Source organism: Bacillus sp. FSL K6-1005 (assembly GCF_038000225.1).
Lineage (GTDB): Bacteria > Bacillota > Bacilli > Bacillales > Bacillaceae > Bacillus > Bacillus mojavensis.
This window is the reverse complement of record NZ_JBBOBP010000001.1, coordinates 1,509,475-1,529,451: the sequence shown is the minus strand read 5'-3', so window position 1 is coordinate 1,529,451 and position 19,977 is coordinate 1,509,475. Positions and strand designations below refer to the sequence as shown.

The window sequence follows — 19,977 nt, the reverse complement described above, 5'->3', positions numbered from 1 at the left end:
TTTCCAAAAGTTAAAGACCTTTAACGAGATTTTCGATGCTAGATAATGCGGATGGCGTTAATTCTTTGTTGCTGAAATCGCTCAGCGTCTTTTCTCGTTCTTTTTTCTTTGTACAATGCTCAATGATCTCGATAAGATGACTGTGAAAGCTGTCCATCAAACTCTGAATTGTGTTTTCGTGGAACACCCGGGTGTAAACTGCTTTGACTTGCAGACGACCGTCTGTTATCAAAGCATTCATATCGAGCTCATACTCTCTTTCTCTCTCCCCAGCTATTTCGTAACGAGGCTGATAAGAAGACAGTTGAAACAAATCCGAACTCTCATCTTCGCTGAATTGTCCAAGATAATTGAAGCTGATCTCAGGCTCTTTATGCTGTATGGCTCCCTTTTGGACTAATAAGCCGTAGCCCGTTCCCTTATGCGGCACTCTTCTCAGCCTATCCTTTGTCGCTTTGATTCTGTAACCGAGCTGATCTTCGGATGAATGCGGTACACTCATGTCCAGAAGGATAGGATAAATAGAAGTGAACCAGCCTACTGTTCGTGAAATATCAATATTCGGAACATGTCCTTCTCTTCCATGGCCCTCAGTGCTGATTACAATTTGTTCGTGTCCGCTCCATTCGTAAAGCGCCATTCCTAAGGCAGTCAGCAAAAGTTCGTTGGCATCAGTCCCATAGGCTTGCTGCGTTTCAAACAGCAGTTTTTTAGTCCAGTCACTGGCTAATACAAACGCAGCTGTTTCAGCACTGCTTTGATGCCTGTCCGATTCAGCCCTGTCCTTAGGCAGAAAAACGTTATGAGCATCCAAAGTCGTTTGCCAATATGTTATTTCTGATAACAATTGCCGGCTTCCGGCTATCTGTGCCAGACCATTGGCATATGATAAATAAGAATCGCTTTTCGGCGGCAGTTTGATCTCTGTTTGCTCCAAAGACTGTTGGTAGGCTGCAGCTACATCTTCAAGCAGAATCCTCCAAGAAACGCCATCTACAGCGAGGTGGTGGATCGTAATTAGCAAATGGTCTCCCTCTATCGTTTTAAACAAGCCTGCTTGCAGCAAAGGTCCTTCTTTTACATTCATATTGCTTTGAAGCACGATTTCCTCAGCAGCAAATTTTTCTTCCAAGAGTGTGCCTTTCGCCTGTTCTTTTGTCCAATCTGCCACGTGTAATCCGAACAGTTCGTTTTCAGTGATCTGAATGCCGCGATTGTACTGAACGACACGCCCGGCATGATTCTGTGTAAACACCATGCGAAGCGCGTCATGATGCTCAGTCAATTTGCGCAGCGCTTGACGAAGCGCGTCGGCATGAAACCCCTTTTCGCTGAAAAGCATGACCGATTGGTTGTAATGATCACGAAAAGCATGACGCTGATCGAAAAATTTGTTCTGAATCGGTGTGAGATCCGCTTCACCTTCGATAGGCCTCTGTTCAGCCTGAGATGTCAATGGTGTGATATGGCCGCTCAGCTCATGAACTGTTGGATAGCGGAATAAATCCTGTATAGTCATGCTCCAGCCTTCAGCTGCCAGCCGGGCGGACACTTGCAGTGCTTTAATAGAGTCTCCTCCAAGCTCAAAAAAGGAGTCGTGAATGCCAACTCGAGACACGCTCAGCACGTCCTCCCAAATCTGCGCTGTCATTCCCTGCAATTCGTTAATCGGTGCAGTATATGGCCGCGAGAAAGCTTCATTTGGTGCCGGTAAGGCTCTTCTGTCCAGCTTCCCGTTTAATGTCAGCGGCATCTTTTCCAAAGGAATGATATGTGCAGGAATCATATATGCCGGCAGCATTTTTGATAGAGCACCGCGGAGAACCGTTGTATCGGCATCTGACGGCAGAATATAAGCTGCCAAACGAGCCTGTCCATTCGTATCACTTTGAACCGTAACAACCGCTTCATTCACAAGTCCTGTTTGGAGGAGCACACTTTCAATTTCTTCTGTTTCGATTCTGTACCCGTTTATCTTTACTTGGTGATCTATCCGGCCAAGAAGTCTGAGAGTGCCGTTTGGAAGCCAGCAGGCCAGATCCCCTGTTCTATACAGTCTTTCTCCAGGCACAAATGGATTCTCTGTAAATTTCTTTTCCGTTAATTCAAATTTTCCGTGATAGCCCTTGGCAACGCCGGCTCCGCCGATGCAAAGCTCGCCGGCAATACCGATCGGCTGTATTTGATCAGTCTGGCTGAGTACGTACAGTTTTACATTGGGAAGCGGGATGCCGATCGGTACGCTGTCTCCCGAATACTCTTCACCCATATTCATTTCATAGTAGCTTGAATCGATCGTGGCCTCTGTAACCCCGTAACTATTGATTAACCGCATTTTGCCTCCGAAACGCTCCGCCATTGTTTGGAAGTCATGAGCTTTCACCATATCCGAACCAAGAATAAGAATGTCTAAGTCAGAAAGACTAAGCTGATTGCGGTAGACATATTCCATAAATGGGACAATGAGTGCCGGCGTTGACTCCATGATCGTGATACGCTGGCGGTTCATCAATGCATATAATTCAGCAGGCTCAAGCCTTGTGTCATCAGGGCAAATGACTAGAGTCCCTCCGTTGGCCAGCGTTCTCGCCAAATCTCCTGAAAAGACATCAAAGGAGAAGCTCGCCATTTGAAGCAGCCTGACAGGCATTTGATCGAGCTGATATATTCTGCGCCAAGCAAGAACAGCATGAGCAAAGTTTCGGTGCGTAACGATAACGCCTTTAGGCGCACCGGTTGTTCCTGACGTATAAATGATATATGCCGAGTCCTCCGGGACAGGAGACGAAGCAAGATTGCAACTTTTTGCTTCATAGGAACTTTCATCATCAAGACAGACACGAGAAATATCACCTATATCTGAGCCTGAAATCAAATGCTTTACTTCATTCTGTAAAAGAAGAATTTCAGCCCCGCTATCTTTGAGAAGATATTCAATCCGGGCTTTTGGGTAATGAGAATCTATCGGAATATACACGCCGCCGGCTTTCATAACGGCTAAAATACCAACAATAGCATCAATGGATCGCTCCGCTAAAACAGCAACGATTGGCTGCTTCTCTTTTCCTTTTTCTTGCAGTGTGCGCGCCAGACGATTGGCTTTTTCGTTGAGATGGCGATAGCTGATCTGTTTTTCACCGTCAATAACAGCTATATGCTCCGGTGTCTCTTCAGCCCTCTTTTCAAACATGCGATGAAAAACGGTATCAGTTTGAGAACATTCAACGTGAGGTTTGTTGAGTTCTATCAAAATCTTTTGTTTTTCTTTTTCGCTAAGTATATTCACTTGTGAGAGAGTGGTATTAGGATTTGACGTGGCAGCACGCAAAAATTCGGTAAAATGAGCCGCCCAGCGTTCAATTGTCGTTCTCATAAATACGTCGGTACTAAATTCCATGTCACATTTGATGACTCCATCTGATTCAGCTGCAATCAACGTCATGTCAAATACAGAAATTTGATGAATGACATTTGCAGGCCGGGCTTTTATGTCTCCAAGATGAATGTCTTGCTTGTCCATATTTTGAAGAATAAACATCGTATCAAACACTGGGTTTCGGCTCATATCCCGCGTTACGCCGAGCTTGTCGACAAGCTCTTCGAACGGATAATCCTGGTGTTCGTAAGCTGCCAATGCGATCTCGCGAACTTCCTGCAAAAATTGCGCAAATGGCTTCCCGCCCTCCGGGCGTGCCCGAAGCGCCAGGGTGTTGACGAACATTCCAAGTATCGGCTCAAGATCCTTGTGAGGACGTCCGGCGATAGGTGACCCGACGATGATGTCTTCCTGTCCGCTTAAGCGCGCCAATAACGCTGTGTAAGCAGCCAGGAGCACCATGTATAGGGTGCTTCCATTCTCGCGTGCGAGCTTGTGAAGCCCGGCTGTGAGTTCTTGATCGAGCGTAAATGAGACTTGATCACCCGCGAAGCTTCGCACCGGCGGCCGGGCGTAATCAGCCGGCAGGTCCAGTACAGGCAGCTCGCCTTTGAGCTGCTTCAGCCAGTACGCCTCCTGCGTCTTGTACGTGTCTCCTTTTTTAAAGGCCTCCTGCCATACGGCATAGTCTTTATATTGAATGTGAAGCGGAGGAAGCTCCTGATTGGCGTACAGCTCTCCGAATTCCCGAATGAGCGTATTGACTGAAACACCATCAGAAATAATGTGATGCATATCGACCAGTAATAGATGCCGCCCGTCTGATATCTTGACGATTCCCCCTCGGAACAGCGGAGCTTGGCTGAGATCAAACGGCTGGATAAACGCTGCCGCGGCTTCCTGTTCAGTTTGTCCGCCGAGCACAGAGGTGTGGAATGTAAACGGCACTTCTTCATGGATGCGCTGAACCGGCTCGCCGTCTGTGTCCGTTGTAAAGGACGTCCGCAGTGACTCGTGGCGTTTGATCAGCTTTTTGAATACGACATCCATTCTTGTAAGATCCAGCTTTCCTTCCAGCTCCAAGACTGCCGGCATATTGTAGCCTGTGCCTCCATCCTCCAGCTGCTGGAGCACATACATCCGCTTTTGGGCGGAGGAAACCGGGTAGGTCTCGCGTTTTTCTGCCGGCTTAATGGCTTCATACGGACTTTCCGTTCCTTCGCTGATGACAGAAGCCAAACCTTCTACCGTCGGATGGGCAAACACCTCCTTCAGCGGCACTTGGACGCCGAATTCCTTGGCGATCCGGGAGACAAGCGCGGTGGCTTTTAAGGAATGGCCGCCCCGGTCAAAAAAGTTATCGTGAATGCCGACAGGGCCGCTTTTCAGCACTTCCTCCCACAGCTGGGAAAGCTTCATCTCTGTCAGGTTTCTCGGTGCTGAGTAGATTTCCCGATCTGCCGCTCCGTCAGGAGCAGGCAGCGCTTTTCGGTCGAGCTTTCCGCTCGGGGTAACCGGCCATTGTTCCATCTCAATGATATGAGCAGGAATCATGTAGCCTGGAAGCAATGTCTCAAGCTGCTTGCGCACTTCGTTTCTTCCGAGCCCTTCTGCATACGCACATAATTCCGCCTCGCCGCTTTCTGTACGAACAGTCACAGCCGCTTCCCGCACGCCTTCTATGCTTCTGAGCGCGGCTTCGATTTCTCCCGGCTCAATCCGGTAGCCTCGGATTTTCACCTGGTCATCCAGACGGCCGAGGAATTCCACTTGTCCGTCTGGCAGCCAGCGCGCCAAATCCCCTGTTTTGTACATGCGCTCTCCCGGATAAAATGGATCATCAAGAAAACGTTCTTCTGTTAATTCCGGACGATTCAAGTAGCCTCTGGCGACGCCGGCTCCAGCGATATACAATTCTCCCGCTACGCCGACAGGCTGTACGGCTACAAGCGGATCTAACACATACAGACGCGCGCCAGGCACAGGTTTTCCGATCGGAAGGCGCAAGCGATCCCTGTCAAGCTCCGGATCACACGTGTAAAATGCCGCATCAACAGTTGCTTCTGTCGGCCCGTAGCCGTGAACGAGCGATGTCTCGGGCAGCAAAGAAGCGAAACGGGCTGCCGTATGAGGGGCCAGCGGTTCACCTCCGGCGAATACGCGCTTCAGGCTTCTCGGCGCTTCGATTTCCGCTTGGTCCAAAAAGCTGTTCAGCATGGCCGGAATAAAATGGGCCGTTGTAACGCCTTCCTCTCGAATGGCTTTTACCATCAATGCCGGATCTTTCTCCCAGCCGGACGGAAGCAGATAGGCCGAAGCACCTGAAAGCGTCCACCAAAACAGCTGCCAGACAGAGGCATCAAAGGAAAAAGACGTTTTCATCATAATGATGTCGTCTTCCTCTAAAGGAAACTGCATCTGCATGCCGGTCAGAAAGGAAACCGCCTGGCGGTGCTCAACGGCGACTCCTTTCGGCCGTCCAGTGGAGCCCGACGTATAGATCACATAGGCGAGAGAATCGCTGTCCGCTTGATGAAGAGAGTGATATTCGGATTCTTCATTCGCAAGAGCCGTCAGATCCACTTCAAGTGTCTTTCCGGAAAAATCAGGTGCCTTTAATCCCGGCTGTGTCAGTAAAAGGGCTGCCCCGCTGTCTTTCAGCATATAGCTCAGCCTCTCCTCTGGATATACAGGATCAAGAGGCAAATAAGCTCCACCTGCCTTTAATACGGCGAGAACGGCTGTCAGCATGTCCGGCGACCGCTCGCTTAGAACACCGACAATGCTTTCCTTCGTGACACCGTGCGCCGTAAGGCGCGCTGCCAGCCTGTTGGCGTACATGTCAAGCTGCGCGTAAGTCAGCGAGCCGCCAGAAAAGCGTAAGGCCGTCCGCTCCGGCGTCAAAGCCGCCTGACGTTCAAACAGCCCGTGCAGCGTCGGAGCTGCAGGCGAAACAGCTTTCGTTCTGTTAAATTCATACAAAACTTTTTCTTTCTCACGTTTTTCTGCCATATCTAATTCTTTTATAGTACGATGAGGGTTTTGAAGCGCGTTTTCCAGCAACGTAAGCAGGTGGTGCTGAATCCGTTTAATGTCCTCAAGAGAAAATAATATATGTTGATAGTCGAAATTTAATTGAATGGCTCCAGTGTCTATCCGCTCCTGTATTTGAACAGAAAGCTCGTTCGCGGTGTATCCGCTGAAATAAAGCGCCGTCTCATAGTTCAAATCATCCGCTTTTTTCCATTGAAGCGGATGGTACTGCATAGATATACCAATCAGGTTGTGTAAATCCTTGTGTTCTTTTCTTAATTCATTCACCAGCAAATTATAAGGAAATCTTTGATGGCGCATGACTGAAAGCTGTTCTCTGCCGACACTGCGCACAAAGGAAAGAAAATCGGCGTCAGAATCAACCGTTTTTCTGATTGGAAGGGAGCTGACAAACATGCCAAGCATTTCTTTCTCCGCCTTTGACCCCCTGTTTCCATAGTAGGTTCCGATTGCAAGGTCCGTTTTAGAGGTGAGGCGGCTGATACATATGTAAAATGAAGCCATAAATAAGGAAATCATACTGATTTTCTGTTCTTCGCAAAAAGCTTGGATGGAATGTGCTAGGTAAGGTGAAAGTGTGATGGTATCTCTCGATGCGGAGGTACTCTGCTTTTGTAAAGTGCTCTGTCCGGTTAGTGAGTGGTACACCGGCGGCTGTTGGTAGGTTTGCGTCCAAAATAAATGGTCTTTTTCAAAACGTGAAGATTGTAAGTACTGCCTCTCTTTTTCTATGTAGCTAAGGTAAGACGGCTCTTTTTGATCGGGTATAGGCTCCCCTTTTTTAATTTTTTGATACAGATCAATAATTTGATTTCCCATCAAATTTAAAGAGATGCCGTCCATGATAATGTGATGGAATTTCGCATATAGCCAAATCTCATGAGGGTGGATTCTAAGGAGATAAAATTGATACAGAGGCGAGTCAAGCAGCGTAAACGGAATTCTGGCTTGATCATGAATCCATTGCTCTGTTTCTGTCATTTCAGCATTTGTAAAATCTATTATTTCAAGTGATAATTCTTTGTTTTCTGCAAGGTACAGACGAGGCTCTGACTCCGATTCAATTCCTTCTGTCAGCTGGAACCTGATTGCATCATTACGGGAGATTGAAAGGTTCAGAGCCAACTGAAGAGCATCAAGATCAACATCACCCCTGAATTTTACACAGGCGGTCAGATTACAGATACTTGTACCAGGCTCTAACAGTTCAGTAAACCAAACTCTCCTTTGGGCATGAGTTAAACCATAAGTATATTCTTTCAACGAATTCCCTCCAATTCTCATTATAAGAGGATAAGAAACTGAAATAATTACAATAAAAAGAAATTATATGTCTATATCATCCATATATGCATTATATTAACCGAATTTTTTTAAAGTACAATAAAAAATATAAAATTTTTATAACATTTTTTTGAATATAGTATTAATTATTTATTTTTCTTGATTAATTTTATGAGGATTCCAAATGTAAAGTTATAAAAGTAGCTTTTTTTAATAGTATTTCATCACTAGAATTTTTCTTTATTCTTTTGATTTTATATGGCTAATGTTAAATCGTTCTCCACCTCAGTGTCCCATACATAAACGGAATAATGTAAAAACATATAAAAAAACCTGTTTTCGTGGAAAACAGGTTTTTTATTGATTTGCCAAAATAACAGCAATTTGATCTTCAATGTCTTTTCCATCCGATTCATCAATCAAACCGTTTAGAAGAATAGAGAAAACCAGCGTTTTTTCGCTCTTTGTTTCTGCGTAGCCAGTCAGAGAGCTGACAGTGCTTAACGATCCGGTCTTTGCCTTTATTTTTCCTTGTGCTGGGGTGTCTTTCATGCGGTTTCTCAGCGTTCCGCCTATCATCCTGTCACTGTTGCCCGCTTCCGGCAGAGCATGTAGATAAGGTTGAAACCACTTTTCACCTTGGATGTCATATAACAGCTTTGTGATTTGGTTTGATGATACGGCATCGATATGAGAAACCCCGGAACCGTCTCTCAAAATAAGTGTTTTGGGATCAACGCTGAAATTTGGAAGCGTACTGTTTAGCACTTCAAGCCCCTTTTCCCAGCTGCCCTCTCCTTTTTCCACTTTCCCCATCTCTTTGACTAGTACCTCGGCATGTCCGTTATTGCTTAATTTCATAAATGGAAGAAATAGCTTTGACAAAGGCATTGAGTAATGAGTGGCCAGTACGGCAGAAGAGTCGGGCGCTGTGCCCATTTTGATTTTCCCTTTTACTGTAATGCCTTGTTTTTTGAGGGCTTGCTTAAATAAATCTAAAGCATATCCTGTCGGCTCCCAGACGGAAATCCACTCTTTTGTCTTGCTTGCATCAACTGGTATGCTCCCTTTAATCGAAATAGTATTGGTTCCGTGTTCTCTTTCGATAGAAAGCTCTTTCTTTTTTCCCGCCTCAACTGTTTTCGCCTCATTCTCAATTGCAACATAATCCGTTTTTGGTGAAATTGATATTGCTGGCTTTTGTCCTTCTTTCTTTCCCGGACTTGCTTCTACTATCACAGTGCCTGCATCATAGTCCTCATTTGGAGACGCTGTCAGTGCTGAAATTTGGGCGCCGTAATAAGTGTATTCATCGCTCCATGGCAAATCTGGCGAATAGCGGATATGATCATACCATGAGTCATCGCCGATAAGATTGCCTTTAATGACCTTAATACCGGATTTTTTCAGCTTTTCGGCCATTTGATCAAAATCCGATGGTAAAAGTGTTGGATCTCCTTTTCCTTTCAGATAAAGGTTGCCATTCAGTTTTTGACCTTTGAGGCGGCCGTCTGTCCGCACTTCTGTCGTGAAAGAATAATCCTCACCGAGAACAGAAAGTGCCGCGGCGGCTGTAAAAAGCTTCAGAGAAGAGGCGGGTCTCATCCGGACATCCCCTAAATGCTCGTATATGACGTCGCCTGTTTCGGCAGAACGGATGGTAATGCCGGCCGTTGCGCCTTTTAAAGCAGGTTCATTGGCTAAAATGTTTTCAATCTGCCCGGCAAGTGTATCCTGTTCTTCAGCCGCTTGTGCAGCATGGTGCATATATGGAACGGAAGCAAAGGTGAAAAGCAGCAATATCACAAAATAAAGCTTTATGCTTTTTCCCATTTTCTTATCCCGCCTCTCCTGATTGGCTATTGATGATTACGTTCAATCGTGATGCTGCTTTTGACTGTCGTCTCTTCACCGGGCTCTAACACTTGTAGGCCAGTGAGTGACGAAGGGAGATCAAGGTTAACTGCGTTTGTCACCCATGTATAAGGCTCTGGGCACAAATACCCTTGTGTTCCATCAGCATTATACACAACCCAATGCTTAAATTGTTCATCCGCCTTGTAGATCATATTCAGATGTGCATGCTGATGGTAAATGACAGCCTGATTTTCTCCCCCTCTCTTCTGATAAGAAGATAAATAGACATCATCAAGCTGCTGCCGCAAGAGCATTCCTTCGTGTAAAGCTTCCTGATTCGGTATATCTACCAGCTTTCCGGTCGGCAATAAACGTTCATCCAATTCCCATTGCTGATCAGCTGTGAGAGAAAATAAAGAGCTCTCTTCCGGGAAAACGAATGTCGTATGGTAACCAAGCCCCCAAGGAAATGCGTCCTCCCCTTTATTCATAATCGTTGCATGCTTATGAAGAGTGTTATCATTTAAAATGTACCTCATCCGTACAACGGCATGATGCGGAAATTGTTTATAAACATGGGGAATGTCCGATAGATCAATTTCAGTTTCTATAATCACTTCTTCATCTGTTTGTTTCATCGTAATGATGTCCCACTTTTTATCATAGAGAAAGCCGTGAAGGTGATGGTGTTTATCTTTTTCATTGATATCAAAATGATAGGTTCTGCCCCGGAAGCTGAACGTTCCGTCACTTATGCGGTTAGGCGGAAACAAAATAGGGATTCCATACAATGTAGGTGTGTCATGAAAGCTATCGGTTGTTTCCGGTTCACGTAAAAGGTGCAGCTTTGTTTCCTTGTCTACGAGAGAAATGACGTTGCTTCCCCACTCAGGCACAACTATCATTTCCAAGTGCTCATTACCCGCTTTGACAGCTGGTGTTCCTAAATACGTCATCTTTTCAATATAATTTGTCATATGTACTCAACCTCTCCTTAGTTCAATGCTTATATAATACATTCAATTCTGTGCGCAATATTTCCTCCATTTTATGTTTTCCCTTTAGTCTTTACGTAAACAAAAAAACACTGCTAAAAATGAACAGTGTTTTTTTGGAGTTTATTGAATCAGACGTGTAATCTGCTTCTTTTTCCAAATGAATTGATAATACCCGTAAATCAAAAGCAAGCTGACGGCAAACGCAGCCGGATAGCCAACCCAGACGCCGAGTATTTCAAGCTTGGTGTAGTGGGACAGAACAAACGCAACCGGCACCTCGATTCCCCAGATGGCAAAAATACTGATAAGAGTCGGCCATAAAACCGTTCCGCTTGCACGCATCGTCGCAGAAATAATTTGTGCATTTCCAAACAGCAAATAGCTCCATAATGTAATCATTAAAAGCTTGTGTGCAATATGAAGTGTATCTTTCTCGGTCAAAAATAACGCTAAAATCTGATGTGCAAAAAGATAGATAAGGACAATCAACACACCGCCAATGATATAATTCAGCCAAATGCCGACTCGGATTACTTGCTTTAACCGGTCAAACTCATTCGCTCCAATAGATTGAGCAGCGAAAATAGACACCGCGATACCCAGACTGACAGCCGGCATTTGCACATAGCTGGCTACCTGGTTGACCACGCCATATGCTGCTGTCGCATCCGAACCATAATGATTGACGAATGAAATGACCGCTATTTCCGATAGTGACACGAGAATCATGTTGATGCTTGACGGAATTCCAAGACGCAGCAGAAGCGCCAGCAGTTCCTTATCCATCTTCAAATAACGCCGCACTGTCTTATCAAATTGCAGCGGATGTTTCGTTTTCCGCAGATACACCAATAATACGATAAAGGTCACAATTGTAGAAATAACGGTTGCGTAAGCAGAGCCGTAAATGCCCAGCTTCGGCAAACCGAACATGCCGAGAATGAAGATCGGTAAAAGTGCTATATTGATGACTGTGCTTACAATCAATGTATAAAACGGTGTCTTAGAATCGCCTGTTCCCCGCAAGAATGTGGTATAGGCAAAATATAAAAACATAAATGGCATTGCGTAAAATAAGATACGCGCATACCTAACACTTACATCAATTACATTTTCCGGGGTTCCCATGAGACGCAGAATATCTAAGGTGAATATACTGCCGATCACAGCTAACACAATTCCTAATAAAAAGGTGAATGTCAGTGTTGTTCCGACAACGGCCTTTAACCGTTCCTCATTTTTTGCCCCATAGGCTTGCCCGATAAGAATGGAACTGCCGGAACCGATGCCGATCGTAAATGAAATGAGAAGAAAAAACAGCGGGAAAAAGGATGAGACAGCTGCAAGCGCATCTACACCAAGCCATCTGCCCACAGCGACCATCCCGACTAACTGGCCGACTGATTGCAGCACATTGCTCAGAAGGAGCGGCACTAAAAATAGTGACATGGACCGCCAAACAGATGGATTGCTCTTCTTCTTAGATACGGGATTTTCTTGTAATGTTTCCATATGTAATGACTCCTTTATTTAAACTCGTTTCACTAACGTGCTCCCGTTTCTTTTGAAATGAACACGACACGCAACATGTAACTATTCACCACAGTACTTATGAAACCCTTCCCGATTCTCCTATTTTTACACATTTTGAAGCATCAAGAATAAGCTAGCACGATACAGCATAGTCTTTTGGTGAGATGAAAGAATAAAAAATAATTTATGCAAAAGTATTGTAATCTAAACGTAACTATTGTAACATTTGTAACATAAGAGAAAGAGATTTTAAAGGAGAGAGCCACATTGAAAAAATATCTTCTGTTTCTAACCACTATTGCACTTATTCTGTCATTAAACACAAATGCATTTGCAAAAAACACATCCGGGGATTTATCACAAAAACAAGCATTGCAGCTGGCCCTAACAGCTAGAGAGCATTTTTGGAATACAATGAGCGGACACAATCCAAAAGCGAAGAAAGCAGTTTGCCCATCAGGCACATTTGAGCATCAAAATCTTCAGTACGTATACATGTGCAGTGACCTTGGCACAAAAGAAAAAGCTGTGAATTACTTAACACCTATTTTCTCAAAATCAGCGATTGAAAAAGGCTTTAAAGACTATCATTTTATTGTTTCAAAAGGGAAACTGGCTGTTCCGATCGGTGACGGAGACAATCTCTTAAATTGGAAAAAATCAACCGCTAAACTCATTTCTAAAAAAGGCGGCACAGTCACATATGAATTTACCGTTCCTACTTTGGACGGATCCCCTTCAGCAAAACGGAAAGTGACATTTGTAAAAGAGAACAAAAAGTGGAAAGTAAATCGCTTTGACGCAGTTATATAAGAAAAAACGCCCGTTTCCCGGGCGTTTTTTTATATTGAGAATAAAAAAGACAATGGACGTATCAACCACCATTGCCTTTTTGTTTTTATTACGCTCTAGGAGAGATTCGAACTCCCGACCTGCAGTTTAGGAAACTGCTGCACTATCCGCTGTGCTACTAGAGCTTTTTTAATATCTATATAGTAGCTCCGATTGTCACGATTTTCAAGCCATTTGATTTACAGCCCTCCAAATACCTTATAAGCAGCTCTTGTTGTATCTTCATCGATTCCGATATAACGCATTGTAATTGAGGGTGATGAATGATTAAGAATCCTCTGCAGCTCAGCGATATCTTTTGTCCGCTGGTAGAAGTGATAGCCAAATGTTTTCCGGAGCGTATGGGTCCCTATTTCCTCAAGTCCGCACGCTTCGGCTGCCTCTCTTAAAATTCTGTATGCCTGAATGCGTGAAATTGGCTTTCTGGTTCGGACAGATTTAAATAGGTATTCATTTTCTTTCATATCTTTCGTATACTCGTGTATTTCTGCTTTCAAAGATTCTAAAATGAGAATCTTCCTTTTCTTTTTAGTTTTGCTTTCAGTCGCCCATAAATGGTCTTTATTTCTGACGTCTTTCACTTGAAGCGGCAAAATATCAGAAATTCGGAGCGCGCTGTTAATGCCGAAAATAAACAAAAAATAATCACGCTTGTTTTTGCTGCGTAAATAATGTTTTACATCTTGAATTTTCTCTAAACTGCGGATCGGCTGTACAATATGCATCAAAAAACTCCTTAAAAACCGTTATGTAACGTTTTGAGGTCTATGTTACTATTATAGCGGAAAAACGTTGAATGTCAAAGTCCGGGAGCACTTATGTAACATAATATACATAGTGTTACATAAGCGGGAAGAAGATCTTTTGAAACACCCTATCCTCTTAAAAGGCATTTTCAGCCTTATATGAAGCTTTTCCGATCATTGAGACAAATTACTCTATCCCTTCCTAAAAAGGTCCTTAAAACGCAATCTGACGCTTCACTTTTTGAGATGCTCTTAAAAAAAATATACAAAAAAAGACACAATTTGAAATTGTGTCCTAGTCTTCATCCTTCACATCGACATCTTCCGGAATCGGCTCATTTAATATTTCCTGCACGAGCGCTTTATAATTTTCCAGCTGTTCAAGATGTGTTTTGAATTGTCCTTTATAAATTAAAAATTGATCACCGTCATGCACGGCGCGTATTTTTCCTTCGAGTACCAAATTTTTAATATAATCCTCTGAAAGATTTGTATATTCTGCTGTTTCTTTAATGGTTAGATACATATGGGGAGTCCTTTCTGTTTCAATGATCCAATCGATGGTTCTACTATAGCACATGACTCACCCCAATATAATCAATTTCACACAGAAATATGGCTGAATGCTATAGATAATATACCATTTGTCACTTGTGAAACCGCTGTATTTTTTTTACGCTAAGATTGTAACATAACAGCTTAATAGGAGGGAGAACATGAAAAAAACATGGAACGTCTGTTTAGCAGCCCTGCTTAGTGTTCTGTTAGTCGCTGGAAGTGCTCCATTTCACGCGGAAGCTAAAAAGCCGCCCAAAGGCTATGACGAGTACAAGCAAGTAGATGTAGGCAAAGACGGAATGGTTGCAACTGCGCATCCTCTCGCTTCAGAGATCGGGGCTGACGTCTTGAAAAAAGGCGGAAATGCCATTGACGCGGCGGTTGCCATTCAGTTTGCGCTTAATGTCACAGAACCGATGATGTCAGGCATTGGCGGCGGCGGTTTTATGATGGTGTATGACGGAAAAACAAAAGATACGACGATCATCGACAGCCGCGAACGCGCTCCCGCAGGCGCAACTCCGGATATGTTTCTCGATGAAAACGGCAAAGCGATACCTTTCTCTGAACGTGTCACAAAAGGTACTGCCGTTGGTGTTCCGGGTACTCTAAAAGGGCTGGAAAAAGCTTTGGATAAATGGGGAACCCGTTCGATGAAACAATTAATTTCCCCCTCTATTAAACTCGCTGATAAAGGCTTTCCGATTGATTCAGTGTTAGCAAATGCGATTTCTGATTATCAGGAAAAATTATCACGGACTGCCGCAAAGGATGTATTTCTGCCGAATGGCGAGCCGCTTAAAGAAGGTGATACTCTCATTCAAAAAGATTTGGCCAAAACCTTTAAGCTCATTCGTTCGAAAGGCATAGACGCCTTTTATGAAGGCAAATTCGCCAAAGCCCTTTCTGATACGGTTCAGGATTTCGGGGGATCAATGACCAAAAAAGATTTAGAAAATTATGATATTACAATTGACGAACCGATTTGGGGGGAATATCAAGGCTATCAAATTGCAACGACTCCTCCTCCAAGCTCTGGCGGCGTTTTCTTACTGCAAATGCTGAACATTCTCGATGATTTTAACCTTTCACAATATGATATCCGCTCATGGGAAAAATACCATCTGCTCGCTGAAACCATGCATTTGTCTTACGCTGACCGTGCGGCTTATGCAGGCGATCCCGAATTTGTTAATGTTCCTCTCAAAGGTTTGCTTCACCCCGACTATATAAAAGAGCGCCAGCAATTAATCAGTTTAGATGAAGTCAACAAAAAACCAAAAGCCGGTGATCCTTGGAAATACGAAGAAGGAACCGCAAACTATAAGCAAGTCGAACAGCCCAATGATAAAGTAGACGGCCAAACGACACACTTTACCGTCGCGGACCGCTGGGGCAATGTTGTTTCCTATACCACAACAATTGAACAGCTGTTTGGAACAGGCATTATGGTTCCTGATTACGGGGTCATTTTAAACAATGAACTAACAGATTTTGATGCGGTTCCAGGCGGAGCCAACGAAGTTCAGCCGAATAAGCGGCCTTTAAGCAGCATGACTCCGACGATTTTGTTTAAAGATGACAAACCAGTTCTCACCGTCGGATCTCCTGGAGGGGCAACGATTATTTCTTCCGTGCTGCAAACCATCCTCTATAATATCGAATATGGAATGGAATTAAAAGCAGCGGTTGAAGAGCCGAGAATTTACACAAACAGTATGAGCTCCTACAGATACGAAGACGGAGTTCCAGAGAATGTACTCAGCAAATTAAAAGACATGGGCCATAAATTCGGCACAAGTCCAGTGGACATCGGAAACGTGCAAAGCATTTTTATCGACCGTGAAAACGGCACCTTCAAAGGAGTAGCCGATTCAAGCAGAAACGGTGCAGCGATTGGAATTAATTTAAAGCATAAATAAAAAAGAAAAACTGTACTCATTTTTGCCGAGTACAGTTTTTTTCTATGGACGATTAATCATGCTCGCGGTCCTCGCAAACTCTTTAAGGTACGAATACCGTTCAATATAACATCCAGACATGTGCCAGACAACAAATCGAATCGCATAAAGGTTTATCAGCTAATCAATTCAAATCCCTTAATGCTTTTTTGAAAATAGTTTCCAGCTTACGAAAACAAAAATCTATCCAAGCATCCCTCTGAATCTTCTCTTTTTGATTAGACTGATGGAATAAATTTGGTCTCATTCAATTCTGCAATAAACCGCTGAAATGCACTGGTCATAAAAAAGTCTTTTCTGTAAATAAATACGATCGTCATATCCTGATATGATGCGGGAAGCTGGTGAACGTAAACCCTTTGGCGATAGGCTGAGCAGGTAATGGCCGACTTTGGCAGCAGCGCCGTCCCCAAACCAGCGGAAACACCTCTGATAACGGCTTCCAATGTGCCAAATTCTATGATTTTTTGCTGTTGAATACCTGCTTCCTCAAGTAATCTTTTGACCCTATCGCGATGAGAGCAGCCGGTTCCAAAAAAGAGCATTGGCAACCGAAGCATGTCCTCTATCGCCCCTTCCTCCGGTGATATTAACACCAATTCCTCACGGGAAACAGGAATTTGTTTGATATCCGTGTATTCAACAGGACCGTACACAAAAGCGCCATCCACCTTATGATCTAGAACTTGCCGAACCAAACTGTGCGTATCACCTGTGTTCACTGATAAATCAACTTCAGGAAAACGTCTGAGGAATGAAGCTGCATGTTCAGGCAGATGAGTGACCGCTGTTGTTTCCAATGCTCCGAGCCGCAACGGCCCTTTCGGATGCTGATTTAATTGTGCTGATTTCTCAGCTTCGTCTAATAATGATAACACTTGATCTGCGTATTGTAATAGGTTTTCCCCCGCAGCCGTTAACTTCATTCCACGATTTGTCCGGTGAAATAACTTGATATTCAGATCTGTTTCAAGCTTATGGATTCTTGCTGTTACATTAGATTGAACATAATTCAGCTGCCGGGCTGCTTTTGATATACTTCCTTCACGGGCAACAGCCCGGAATATCTTTAATTCTCCACTTTCCACACGCTGTCACCTTCTTGCTATGATTAAAAGTGATACCGACAATCATTTTTGTTCATTTTACTTGAAGAAAACCGCTGTGTAAAATATGTGAAGGTCATAGATTACGAGGGAATTAGGAGGCAGACGGCATGAAAGCGGTTGTTCATAACGGAAAAAGCGGACTTCGGGGGTTAGTGTATCAGGACATCCCTTCTCAAAATCCCGGATACGGAGAAGTGAAAGTAAAGTTGAAAACGGCAGGATTAAATCATCGGGACCTGTTTCTCATGAAAAATAAAACCGAACAAGATCCTGAGTTTATTCTGGGCTCTGACGGTGCTGGCATGATTGAAGCGGTCGGTGAAGGTGTAAATGATCTGGCTGTTCATACAGAAGTGGTGATTTTACCGACATTGAATTGGGAAGGAACAGATGATGTACCTCCTGTTCCGGATATTTTGGGAGGCCCTTCAAACGGAACACTTGCTGAATATGTGATCATTCCTTCACAAAACGCAGTGAAAAAACCTTCTTATCTATCCTGGGAGGAAGCAGGCGTTTTGCCATTATCAGCTCTGACCGCATATCGAGCAATTTTTACAAAGGCCCAATTAAAAAAAGGCGAGCATATTTTGATACCCGGAATTGGAAGCGGCGTTGCAACCTACGCGCTATTAATGGCTAAAGCAATTGGAGCAACTGTCAGCGTGACTTCTCGAAGCCAGGAGAAAAGAAAAAGAGCAATACAATTAGGAGCTGACCATGCTTTTGACAGTTACAGCAATTGGTCTGAACATCTTCAAGGACAAAAAGCTGATGTCATTCTCGACAGCATAGGGCCGGCCCTCTTTTCAGAATACTTTGATCATGTGAAACCAAACGGCCGTATTGTCAGCTTTGGTGCAAGTTCGGGTGATAATCTCAGTTTTCCACTGCGTTCTTTATTCTTTCCGCAAATCAATCTATTGGGAACGTCAATGGGAAGCAGTGATGAATTTCATGAAATGCTGCATTTTATGGAAAAACATAAACTTCGGCCCGTGCTTGACCGGACATATCCTATAGAACAAGCACATGAAGCATATACCAGAATGCAGGAAGGTAGCCAATTTGGGAACATCGGGATCACAATAGATTAAAAAAGAAACCGGCTGACAAACAGTCCGGTTTCTTTTTTTATATAATCCCCTTTATTTACGGTAGAACGGAACTCCCCATCAAATACCGATCAACTTCACGCGCCACTTCACGGCCTTCATTAATCGCCCATACGATTAAACTTTGCCCTCTTCTTGCATCCCCTGCGGCGAAAACACCATCGATATTTGTTTTATAATCCCCATATGCTGCGCTGATTTTGTTGTTATTAGAATCAACACCGAATTGTTTTAAAAGCGGCTGTTCTGTGCCTTCAAAGCCGATAGCGATAAAGACGAGCTGAGCAGGCCATACTTTTTCAGTTCCAGGCAGTTCGCGGAACTCGTATTTTCCATGCTCATTTTTCACTTTCTCCATTTGAATCGTATGGAGCTCTTTCAATTTGCCGTTTTTATCGGCAACCAATTTTTTTGTTTGGATCGAATATTCTCTCGGATCTCTTCCGAATTTTGCTTCTGCTTCTTCATACGCATATTCAAGCGTAAAGACGTGCGGCTGTTCAGGCCACATATTATCATTCGTGCGAGCTGGAGGTAGTTTCGGGTGTTTGCCGAATTGGTGCACGCTTTTGGCTTTTTGGCGCAAAGCGGTAGCCACACAGTCAGCTCCTGTGTCCCCGCCTCCGATCACGATAACATCTTTCCCCTTCGCATCAATGAATCGCTTGTCTTTAAAGTTAGAATCTAAGTAGCTTTTTGTAGCAAGCGTCAAGTAATCCATCGCGTAGTGAACACCTTTTGATTCGCGTCCCTCGATCAATAGATCGCGCTGTTTTTGAGCTCCTGTGCAAAGGATCACGGCATCAAATTGCTCTTTCAGCTCATCAGCCGTTATATCAACGCCAATTTCCGTATTTGTAACAAAATCGATTCCTTCTTGCGTCAGCAACTTAATGCGGCGGTCGACAATTCCTTTTTCAAGTTTCATGTTTGGAATGCCGTAAGTTAAAAGTCCGCCCGCTCTGTCTGCGCGTTCAAATACAGTGACAGAATGTCCAGCCTGGTTCAGCTGGTCAGCACTCGCCAGTCCGGCTGGGCCCGACCCAACGACGGCAACTTTTTTGCCTGTTCGTTTTTTCGGAATTCTAGGCTGAATCCAGCCATTCTCAAACCCTTTATCGATAATGGTTCGTTCAATATTTTTAATCGATACGGCCGGGTCGGAAATCGCTAGTGTACATGAGCCTTCACAAGGAGCGGGACAAACCCGCCCTGTGAATTCAGGAAAGTTGTTTGTTTTTAAAAGCCTTTCTAATGCTTCTTTCCATCTGCCTCTGTAGACAAGGTCGTTCCATTCAGGAATTAAGTTGTAAATCGGACAGCCGGATGTAAATCCATTAATGTCAGCACCGATCTGGCAAAACGGTGTACCGCAATCCATACACCGTGCCCCCTGCCGTTTCGACGCTTCTTCTGAAAAAGGAGCAGAATATTCCTTCCAGTCCTTTAAGCGAGTGAGAGGGTCTCGCTCAGCTGGTTTTTCTCGTTTGATTTCCATAAATCCAGTTGGTTTCCCCATGTTCCTCTCCCCTTC

11 protein-coding genes and 1 tRNA gene are annotated in these 19,977 nt (G+C 44.1%); 3 read left to right on the top strand and 9 right to left on the bottom strand.

Annotated elements, in window-relative coordinates:
• Positions 1-10: 10 nt before the first annotated feature.
• The 4 genes from fenC to NST16_RS08065 form a co-directional block, all read right to left on the bottom strand.
• The gene (gene fenC, locus NST16_RS08080) at positions 11-7,693 is read right to left on the bottom strand and encodes a fengycin non-ribosomal peptide synthetase FenC (RefSeq protein WP_340885535.1); all 7,683 of its coding nucleotides are present in this window, start codon (positions 7,691-7,693) and stop codon (positions 11-13) included.
• 378 nt (positions 7,694-8,071) lie between these two features.
• Complete coding sequence (gene dacB / locus NST16_RS08075) at positions 8,072-9,547, bottom strand: D-alanyl-D-alanine carboxypeptidase/D-alanyl-D-alanine endopeptidase (RefSeq protein ID WP_340885533.1); 1,476 nt, start codon at positions 9,545-9,547, stop codon at positions 8,072-8,074.
• Between the two features lie 26 nt (positions 9,548-9,573).
• Entirely contained in the window at positions 9,574-10,548 is a 975-nt protein-coding gene (gene galM / locus NST16_RS08070; RefSeq protein ID WP_268472525.1) for an aldose 1-epimerase, read from the bottom strand.
• Positions 10,549-10,689: 141 nt separating this feature from the next.
• On the bottom strand, positions 10,690-12,081 hold the full coding sequence (locus tag NST16_RS08065; RefSeq protein WP_010334460.1) for an MATE family efflux transporter: 1,392 nt from the start codon (positions 12,079-12,081) through the stop codon (positions 10,690-10,692).
• A gap of 288 nt (positions 12,082-12,369) precedes the next feature.
• Between NST16_RS08065 and NST16_RS08060 the strand changes: the two genes are divergently transcribed.
• Entirely contained in the window at positions 12,370-12,915 is a 546-nt protein-coding gene (locus NST16_RS08060) for an IseA DL-endopeptidase inhibitor family protein (RefSeq protein WP_029441305.1), read from the top strand.
• A gap of 91 nt (positions 12,916-13,006) precedes the next feature.
• On the opposite strand, the gene NST16_RS08055 is transcribed toward NST16_RS08060, so the two are convergent.
• From NST16_RS08055 to NST16_RS08045, 3 genes are all read right to left on the bottom strand, one after another.
• Positions 13,007-13,079 (bottom strand) — tRNA-Arg (locus NST16_RS08055).
• Between the two features lie 54 nt (positions 13,080-13,133).
• A complete protein-coding gene (locus tag NST16_RS08050) occupies positions 13,134-13,679 on the bottom strand; it encodes a site-specific integrase (protein WP_095713036.1) in 546 nt (181 codons plus the stop codon).
• A gap of 316 nt (positions 13,680-13,995) precedes the next feature.
• Positions 13,996-14,226 carry an excisionase family DNA-binding protein gene (locus tag NST16_RS08045; protein WP_168747982.1) on the bottom strand — a complete coding sequence of 77 codons (231 nt, stop codon included), beginning with the start codon at positions 14,224-14,226 and terminating at the stop codon, positions 13,996-13,998.
• Positions 14,227-14,416: 190 nt separating this feature from the next.
• On the opposite strand from NST16_RS08045, the gene ggt reads away from it, so the two are divergent.
• Complete coding sequence (gene ggt, locus NST16_RS08040) at positions 14,417-16,180, top strand: gamma-glutamyltransferase (RefSeq protein ID WP_340885518.1); 1,764 nt, start codon at positions 14,417-14,419, stop codon at positions 16,178-16,180.
• Positions 16,181-16,437: 257 nt separating this feature from the next.
• Here ggt and NST16_RS08035 read toward each other — a convergent pair whose 3' ends face one another.
• The gene (locus NST16_RS08035; RefSeq protein WP_326217516.1) at positions 16,438-17,307 is read right to left on the bottom strand and encodes a LysR family transcriptional regulator; all 870 of its coding nucleotides are present in this window, start codon (positions 17,305-17,307) and stop codon (positions 16,438-16,440) included.
• Between the two features lie 128 nt (positions 17,308-17,435).
• Here NST16_RS08035 and NST16_RS08030 point away from each other — a divergent pair, with 128 nt between their 5' ends.
• Positions 17,436-18,425, top strand: coding sequence for a zinc-binding dehydrogenase (locus NST16_RS08030; RefSeq protein ID WP_340885514.1), 990 nt, complete (start codon positions 17,436-17,438; stop codon positions 18,423-18,425).
• 55 nt (positions 18,426-18,480) lie between these two features.
• On the opposite strand, the gene gltD is transcribed toward NST16_RS08030, so the two are convergent.
• Positions 18,481-19,962 carry a glutamate synthase small subunit gene (gene gltD, locus NST16_RS08025; protein ID WP_268449356.1) on the bottom strand — a complete coding sequence of 494 codons (1,482 nt, stop codon included), beginning with the start codon at positions 19,960-19,962 and terminating at the stop codon, positions 18,481-18,483.
• Positions 19,963-19,977: the final 15 nt, after the last annotated feature.